This window comes from Lentimicrobium sp. S6 (assembly GCF_013166635.1).
In the GTDB taxonomy this organism is placed as follows: Bacteria; Bacteroidota; Bacteroidia; order Bacteroidales; family UBA12170; genus UBA12170.
On the sequence record NZ_JABKBZ010000117.1, the window covers coordinates 1 to 8,806 of the forward strand.

At 29.4% G+C, this 8,806-nt stretch carries 6 protein-coding genes; 5 read left to right on the forward strand and 1 reads right to left on the reverse strand.

Features of this window, described 5'->3' with window-relative positions; translation table 11 throughout:
* Window positions 1-173: 173 nt before the first annotated feature.
* Window positions 174-1,253 (forward strand): AraC family transcriptional regulator, encoded by a 1,080-nt coding sequence (locus tag HNS40_RS21005; protein WP_172284654.1) that lies wholly within the window; start codon window positions 174-176, stop codon window positions 1,251-1,253.
* 76 nt (window positions 1,254-1,329) lie between these two features.
* Window positions 1,330-3,285 (forward strand): S41 family peptidase, encoded by a 1,956-nt coding sequence (locus HNS40_RS21010; protein WP_172284656.1) that lies wholly within the window; start codon window positions 1,330-1,332, stop codon window positions 3,283-3,285.
* 264 nt (window positions 3,286-3,549) lie between these two features.
* On the opposite strand, the gene HNS40_RS21015 is transcribed toward HNS40_RS21010, so the two are convergent.
* Window positions 3,550-5,499, reverse strand: a complete 1,950-nt coding sequence (locus HNS40_RS21015; RefSeq protein ID WP_172284658.1) for a serine hydrolase — start codon at window positions 5,497-5,499, stop codon at window positions 3,550-3,552.
* A gap of 140 nt (window positions 5,500-5,639) precedes the next feature.
* On the opposite strand from HNS40_RS21015, the gene HNS40_RS23365 reads away from it, so the two are divergent.
* The 3 genes from HNS40_RS23365 (at window position 5,640) to HNS40_RS21030 (ending at window position 8,572) form a co-directional block, all read left to right on the forward strand.
* Window positions 5,640-6,572 carry a helix-turn-helix transcriptional regulator gene (locus tag HNS40_RS23365; protein WP_253916459.1) on the forward strand — a complete coding sequence of 311 codons (933 nt, stop codon included), beginning with the start codon at window positions 5,640-5,642 and terminating at the stop codon, window positions 6,570-6,572.
* 776 nt (window positions 6,573-7,348) lie between these two features.
* Window positions 7,349-7,822 (forward strand): MarR family transcriptional regulator, encoded by a 474-nt coding sequence (locus HNS40_RS21025; protein WP_172284661.1) that lies wholly within the window; start codon window positions 7,349-7,351, stop codon window positions 7,820-7,822.
* 372 nt (window positions 7,823-8,194) lie between these two features.
* Window positions 8,195-8,572, forward strand: a complete 378-nt coding sequence (locus HNS40_RS21030) for a GNAT family N-acetyltransferase (protein ID WP_172284663.1) — start codon at window positions 8,195-8,197, stop codon at window positions 8,570-8,572.
* The last annotated feature ends 234 nt before the right edge of the window (window positions 8,573-8,806 follow it).

Here is an 8,806-nt window from a genome sequence, read left to right on the forward strand (position 1 = left end):
TCTTCTGTTTTTGAGATATCTTCGTAATGTAGCATGTTTTGTACTTTTTGTGTGGTAACCTAAAGATACAATAAAACCAAGGGATTCCCAAGGTTTCATGCTGCATTTTTTCTCTAAAATGCTCAGTATATAACGGTGCGAAACTTCAGAATTTAATATATATGTTGATAATTATGGGTCTCGGATTAGGCCTATTTCTTGTTTATTTGCTATTTAACAAGAGTAAAACTATTTATGCTAATCGCTTTCTTGCACTAATTCTAGTATTCACAATTTTTCAATTATTAAATTTTCTGATTTTTGCAAATGGTTTAAATATTGATATTCCAAGAATAGCTCTATTCTTTTCAACATCAACACTTTTGTTAGGACCACTTCATTTTTTATATACCTTCTTCCTATCAAATCAAAAGCTGGAATTCAAACCAAAATATATCCTACTTTGTTTATTATTTGCTTTAGCAAATCTTTTTTTTATTCCTCTTTATTTAAAACCCTCTACGGAGGTTTATAATTACTTTTATGAGAATCAAGCTTTTTTTAATGCGATGAACTATATTTCTTCAATTCAGAGTATTGTTTTTATGATTCTTTCTTTAAAAGTATTAAAAAAATCTCTCAAAAGGGTTAAAAATTCGTACTCTGTAATTGATAAAATTAATCTTAATTGGCTTAAGATATTAACCTATTTGATTTTACTTTTCATATCAATTCTATTGGTCAATCTCTTTTTAGATTCAATAATTGATTTACCAGAATATTTTAACCCAGGTCCTATTGCAGCTTTATTGTTAACTCTGATGATATATATTACCGGATTTCTTGGTTTGCGACAGCCAGAAATTATCCTAATTGCTACCCCAGATACAATAAAAAAATATAAGACTTCCGGACTAAGTGCAACGCAAGCTGAAATTATCAGATCAAAATTGTTGCAAGTTATTGAGACTGAAAAACCTTTTCTGGACAAAGATCTTACAATTTTAAAGCTTGCTTCGATGCTAAATACTTCAACAGCATATTTATCACAGGTGATAAATGAAAAAATGAATAAAAATTTTTATGATTTAATTAACTATTACCGAATAAAAGAAGCAAAAAAAAGAATGGCAGATCCTAAATATAGTCATTATACGCTGTTAGGAATTGCATTTGATGTTGGGTTTAACTCTAAATCTACTTTCAATTCTATTTTCAAGAAATACACTAATCAAACTCCTTCCCAATATTCAAAAAGTCTGACTAAAAAATAGGTGCGAATCTATTATTTCGGACGATTGAATCGATTATCCTACCTTCCTTTGCCAATAAAAATTTAAAATCAGATTTATGAAATCAATTACTTGGAATAAACGATGGAACTCGTTTATAATAGGAATCTTTATTCTAGTTTCGCTTACTAATTGTAGGGTTGTATATTACAAAGGTATCCCTCCCAAACCGAATAAAGAAGAATGGATTGAAGATGTTTCCTTTTTGGCCGATAAAATGAATAAGATTTATCCAGAGTTATATAAAAAAGTTACTGAAGCTGAATTTAATAAAGTGGTAGAAGAAATAAAATCGGCAATTCCTTCCATGTCTGATGATGAAATAATAATGGAATTATTTAGGTTGATAACAATTCTAAATGATGCTCACTCCATCCCTGCATTTTTTATTCCTTGTTTTGATCTTCACTCTTTCCCATTTGATATTTATTGTTTCACTGATGGATGGCATGTAGTAAATACTAAAAAGTCTTTGAGAAATATTGATGGAGCAAAACTTCTTAAAATTGGAAATATGCATGTTGATGATGTGTTTAAACTTTCAAAATCACATTTATCGGCAGAAAATATCACAGCTCAATTAGATAGAGGTAAATTTATTATGCTCACGTCAGAATGGCTGATGAGCATGGGAATAATTGAAAATAGTAAGGAAGCAGAATTTACTTTTGAGTTAAAAAATGGTGAAGTAAAAACATTGAGCATACCTTCTACTAAATCGTTTCCTAAAATAGTTAAATCTACTATCAAGCGAATAGACAATGATTTACCTCCAGTTTATTCAAATGGAAGAAAAGACAACTATCATTTCAAGATGTTAACCGATAGTAAAACTTTATATGTGCAATTAAATGCATTTAAAAATCAGAAAGGTCATGAAACTATGAATGAGTTTTCTCGTAATCTTCAAAATTTTGCGGTTGAAAATGAATTTGATAGGATTGTGATAGATTTAAGGAACAATCAGGGAGGAAGCGACCAACTTTACGAAAAACTGCTCTCTGTAATAAGAGATAACGAAAACATAAATAAAGAGGGTAAATTATTTGTACTTATTGGAAGGCAAACCTTTTCTGCAGCAGTATTATTTGCATATAAACTAAAATTGCAAACCAAAGCTATTTTTGTTGGTGAACCAACCAGTCAGGGTCCAATATTTAATGCAAATCCAAAGTTTGTTAAACTACCAAATTCTGGATTGATGTTTAGTATTTCAAAAACATCAACAGCAAGATCTCAGCCATTATGGGAATTTGACACAAAAGATAAAATTTCTCAAGATATTACTGCAATGTTCTCCTATGATGATTTTAAAAAAGGAATTGATCCTGCTTTGGAAGCGGTAATAAATTATAAAATAGATAAAAGGACATATGACAAAATTGAGTTGAAAGAATATACTGGAAGATATGTTTTAAGCCCATTCAGGATCATTGATATTGAAAGTAAAAACAAATTATTGCATATGACAATTAACGATTTTGTACCAAACAGTCTTTTTTATGTTCAATCGGAATTATATGCCAGCAGTGTAGATAAGTTTGACACAAATAATTCAAATGTGAAAATAGAATTTATAAAGGACAAAAATAAAAAAGCATCCGACTTAAAATTGATTTGGGATAATGAAGAGCTTGTGGGTAAAAGAGCTCCTGAAGATTTTAATTTGCCTTTTGAATGCTTTTCACAAGGAAATATTGAAAAGGGAGTAGAATTATTACTTGATCAAAAAGAAAATTACTTGCATAGTTTCACTAAGATAGAGGTGGCTTTAAACACTTTGGGGTATTCTTTATTATGGGACAATGAAATTAATAAAGCATTAAAAATTCTTAAATTGAATACCCTTCTTTTTCCTAATTCTTGGAATGCATTTGATAGTTATGGGGAGGCATGTTTGGCTAATGGTGATAAGAATAAGGCAATGAAAAACTACACCAAATCTGTTGAATTGAATCCGAAAAACATAGCTGGCAAGAAAATGGTTAAAAAAATAAAAGGTATGATTCAATAAAACAAAATCAAAGGATATTTATTTAAATTTTATTAATGTAGATGCTAATCAGGTTGTTTTCATATTATACATGGTTAGCAGATTCAATAATGCCTATTCATGATTAAAATTTTTGGTCTTTAATTAGACCTGCTATAATGATAACTCCTAATCTTAATACCGGTGAAGATATTCTCTCCACCGGTATTATTATCCTAAAAAATATTATTAGAATAAAGTTTAAATTATGAGATTAGAAATAATATGATTTCTCTTTATATTCAACTATTTAACTATATCTTTTACAACTCTAAATCCAAATTCATAATTTTTAGTGTCCGGTAATCGAGCATCGCGATGTGTGCAGCGTATATATTTTGGTGTACTAAAAATATGACCACCTCGTATTATAACACGATCATCGCTATTTATTTTACATTCCGGATTATTATACGTATTTTTATAAAAATCTCCATTATAATAGTCTGAGCACCATTCTGCTAAATTACCACTCATATCGTATAAACCTAATGAATTTGGAGGGAAGCTTTTTACAGGAAGTGGTTTTCTACGAAATTTCCCGGCCTCAGAATAAGCTGTTTTTTCACTATTCTTTGCGTTAAAGTTAATTTCATTGTCTTTGGCAATATCTTTTCCATTTGCAAAACGTATTTTTTTTCCTCTTTCACGAGCTGCATATTCCCATTCAGCTTCTGTTGGTAACCTATAACCATAAAATTCACAAAACTCTTTAGCTTCAAACCAATTTACTTTCATTACGGGTAAATTTTCGCCTTTTATCCATGGTATTCGAGATGGTTTTTCTTTACCTGCTAGCTTGCAATATTTATCATATTGTGCATTTGTAATTTCGGTCTCACTCATGTAAAAATCATTCAATGTGATTTTGTGGATTGGCAACTCATCAATATCACCTTCACTTGGATCAAAATTGTTGCCCATTTTAAAAGTTCCACCTTTAACTAATACAAATTTGATTTTTTCAGATTCTGACGCATCTTTTTCTTCTAATTCTTCGTTATAAGATTCTTCGTATTTAGGCCAACTAAATTCATTTTCAATTTTTGATAAAATTTCAAGTGAAAGTGGTAATCCATTGGCACTGTTTGTCATGATAACAAATCCTTTTCCTTGAGCTGGTATATTTCCAAATAAACAGGTTGCACCAGGGTAATTATCGCCACTTTTTCCAAAGAACAAATCATCATTCTTACCACGAAGAAGAACACCTAAACCTTGATTGAATTTGATTCCGCCAAATATTGCAGGGTCAAGTTCTAATGAGCTAGAAAGCATTGTTTGTATCATTTTTTGGGATAAAACTTTATTTGATTTCCCTTGGCTTGATTTCATTAATTCTATGGAATATTTTGCGAGATCAGACGATGTAGTTATTAAAGCACCTTGGCCCAATGCTGTTGGATGAATTATTGAATGTCTTTTGGCACCAGAAGCATCATGAGGTAAGGCTATTTTATTTTGAATTGCATTTTCAGGATAATTTAATGTGGTAGAACTCATGCTTAATGGATCAAATACTATTTCCTTCATTATTTGTCCTAACGATTTACCTGTTATATCTTCTAATAGCAATTGTATAATAACATAACCAATATTTGAGTATTCCCAGTCCTTACCTGGTTCGAAAAAAACTGTGGCAGGCTTATTTAAAGCTGGAAATTCTCCATTTAGAACTTGCACAATAGTTGGTATACTGTCTTTTTCAAAAGGAAAATTAAATTGGGATAAACCAGATTGGTGAGATAAAAGTAATCGTAAGGTTACTTTATTTTTAACTGTAAACTCATTTTCTGGTATTTTCCATGATTTTAAATATTCGTTTACATCTTTATCTAAATCAATAATGCCTTTCTCGACAAAGTGCAATGCAGTTACAGATACAAGTGTTTTAGTAATAGATGCAGCTTCAAACAAAGTTTCGTTTGTAGTAGGAGTTTTCGTTTCAGAATTAATCACGCCAAATGATTTTGACCATTCTATTTTGTTATCATTTATAACAACAATACTTAATCCAGGCACATTGTAAAAATTCATCCGATCCATTAAGGATTTCTTTATTTGAATTCCTTCTTGATTAATTTCTATAAGATTGGTTTCAATTTCTTTGATTTTTAAATTTATATCCGATTTATTGTTTTGAGCGATACAAGAATTAAAAAATAGACTCAGGATAATAAAAATGGTGTTTCTCATAATTTTTTGTTTTTATTTGTATTTTTGTTTTAATAATTATTGAATAGAGAAATATTGGTCGAAAGTATGTGTTACCAATATATTAGTCAATCCGACATATGTCGTGTTTTATTAAAATGATACTTTTGTAGGATATATTTATGATGCAATTAGCCCACTTTATATTGATTTTTGCAATTACAGTTGAAGTTGTTGCAATTTATATTGCAATTCAATTATATAATCAATATAAAATCAAATATTTACTTTCTAATATTTATATGTTAGCTGGTTTTTCTATTCTTACAATTTCAAATACAATTGAAACATTTCTGAAAATAGTTTATGCAAACAAAACAGACTCTCTTGTTCTTCCAATATTTATTAATATAATTCTATTTATACTTCCACTTATTGTTGTTTTTGCCACATTTCACGCCATTAAATTGCTATGGGGCATGATAAATAAAAGGTTACATGTATTTATATTATGGTTTTTTGTCTCTATTGCATTTTGTTTTATTTTAACTCAAATTGTTTATTTTATTTATCCTATTAAATTTGGTTGGTTTCAAAATATCGCAATAATAACATCTCATCTACTTTTGTTTATATCAATACTTTTTTCACTTTTGGGGACCTTTTTTGCTGCTAGAAAAATTAATAATCTTAGAAAGAAAAAAGCACTTAGGAATTTTATTTATATTTTTTTTACATTTATAAGTTTACTTCTTTTTCTTATTATATCCACTATTGTAGGGTGGATTACTCTTTCGACCCAAATAATAATTTTAAGTATTGTTGTCTTAATATTTAATCTTTCTTGGGTTTTATTCTTTAAACTATTCTTTAAAAACTATCATGTTGATTACATGGTGAAAAGCCCAAATGTTTTTGATGATTTGATAAAAGAATTTGGTATTACGAAAAGAGAATCAGAAATTATTCTATTGTTATGTGATGGAAAAACTAATAAAGAAATTGCTGAAGAATTATTTATTGCACCCTTAACCGCAAGAGATCATATATCAAATATTTATAGAAAAGTAAAGGTTAAAAATAGGGTTCAGTTAGTTAATCAATTTAGGACTTAATTAACCAAATAATATCAACTTTAAAAAAATCCTGTCACACAAAACCTTTTTTTATTTGGACTTTAGAAGTTAATATGTCAGAGATTACGGTTTTAGATGGTCAGTGAGACCGGTTTTTCCAGTTTGAAATTAGAAAACTCTCAAAAGAATGCCAATATTACACCATTAGAAGAGGAGCCTCATTTTTCGCATATGGACATTCTGGAGATAAATGAAAAGGCTGAAAATATTGATTTAAGTGAACTACTTAAAATGGAATTGCACAAAAATGAAAGGTGAAGTTTAAAATATGAAAAGCTTTTGCGTTTTTACGTCAAGTATTTTAACTAATAGGCTAACGGTTGAAATGGTGGTGTTTATTTCACCCCCCCCTTCAATTCTGCTAATTTGAAACTGAAATGTCAGCTTTATGCATTCTTTCTAAAGACCTTTTTAATCATCCTCTGGCAAAGTGTATCATACAAAAAACCAAGGAAGAATTGTCTCAAATTAAAAGCAAACATGTATTGCAATTCCACTTTTATATATTTACCATTCAAGGCACACACATCGGTTCAAATTCAAGTGGGGTTTTAGTAACGGTTTGACAAAAATGCTATCTTTAATTTTTCAACTGGAGATAGGGAGACAAGGCAAAAATCTCCGCCAAAAATTAACCGAAGACCGTTCGGTACAAGCATAAAAAAATTAGCAGCAAAGATTAGTTGAAAAAACTCAGAACAATGTAACTGGTTACGCAAAATATTTGTATTTTTGCGTAACCAGTTACGTGTATTATGACAAAAGATTATATCAAAGATTTGGAGTTAATTGGATTAACCGCAAGAATTAGACGGTTGAATGACAAATTAATGTCCTCTGGCAAGAAGGTTTATAAAATATTTAATATTGACATAGAGCCTAATTGGCACTTAGTATTACTATTACTTGAGGAAAAAGAGAATCTAACCGTTACAGAAATCGCCAGTATTTTAGATTTTTCACATCCAGCAGTCATCAAGATTACTAAAAAGATGATAGAGAAAAAATATCTCGTTAGTACTAAAGATAAAATTGATAATAGAAAGCAAATATTATCCCTGACCTCAAAAGCCAATTTGGAATTGCCAAAGTTAAAAGAAAAATGGGAATTAATTAGACAAGTTCATGCTGAATATACATCAGAAAGCTTTATGCAAGAATTGGCTCAATTGGAAAAGAAACTAAATGATAAATCAATTGAACAAAGAATACTTAAAAAGCTACAGTAATGGAATTGAACCTGTTTCAAATAATTGGATATATTGCTCTTGTGCTTAGCATTATAGCTGTGAGCATGACAAATATAAAATCTTATAGGTTTATCCACTTGTTTTCAAGTATACTTTACCTAATTTATGGAATTAGCATATGTGCAATACCAATCACTATAGGAGCTATATTTTTTTCAGGAATACATATTCATCAATTAATTAAAATAATAAACCATGATAGAATTCAAAAAAGCAACAACTAAAGATATACAGGACATACAGAATGTTGCAATGAATACATGACCAAATACATTTGGAGAAGTTATGTCGAAAGACCAAATAAAATATATGCTTGAATTAATGTATAGTTCTGAATCCCTGCAAACTTAAATGAATCCATTAAATCATAAATTTATTTTGGTTTTCCTAAAAGAAAAAGTTGTCGGATTTGCTTCCTATGAATTAAATTATCAGGATTTAAAACAACTGATGATTCATAAAGTCTACATCCTCCCCAATGTTCAAGGACGGGGATTAGGGAAAAAACTATTTGTTTATCTCACTGAAATTGGACTAAAAAACAAACAAAAAAAACTTAGACTCAAAGTTTTCCATAAGAATGATAAAGCCATTAGATTCTATGAGAAGAATGGATATGTAAATGATGGTATTGAAAAATCTGATATTGGTAATAATTATATAGTCTTAGATTATGTATTGACAAAGAAATTGAAAGACGAAATGCCAGCATCTAACATTTGCTTATAAAAAATACGGTTTAAGTGGTTAATTAAACAGAGTTTGTACTTTTTATATACTTATCGTTATGGCAAATTCAATGTAATGATTTCCCTTTAAATTCGTCTTCCTGTTAATGGTCTAGCCCCCTATTAATCGGACTATTTTAATTTAGGTTCAAATATATGTGTTTTTCATTACTTATTTTCATAATATTGCTTTAGCAAGAAACGACTGAAGGTGACCTTTCTGCCGGTGGTTGTT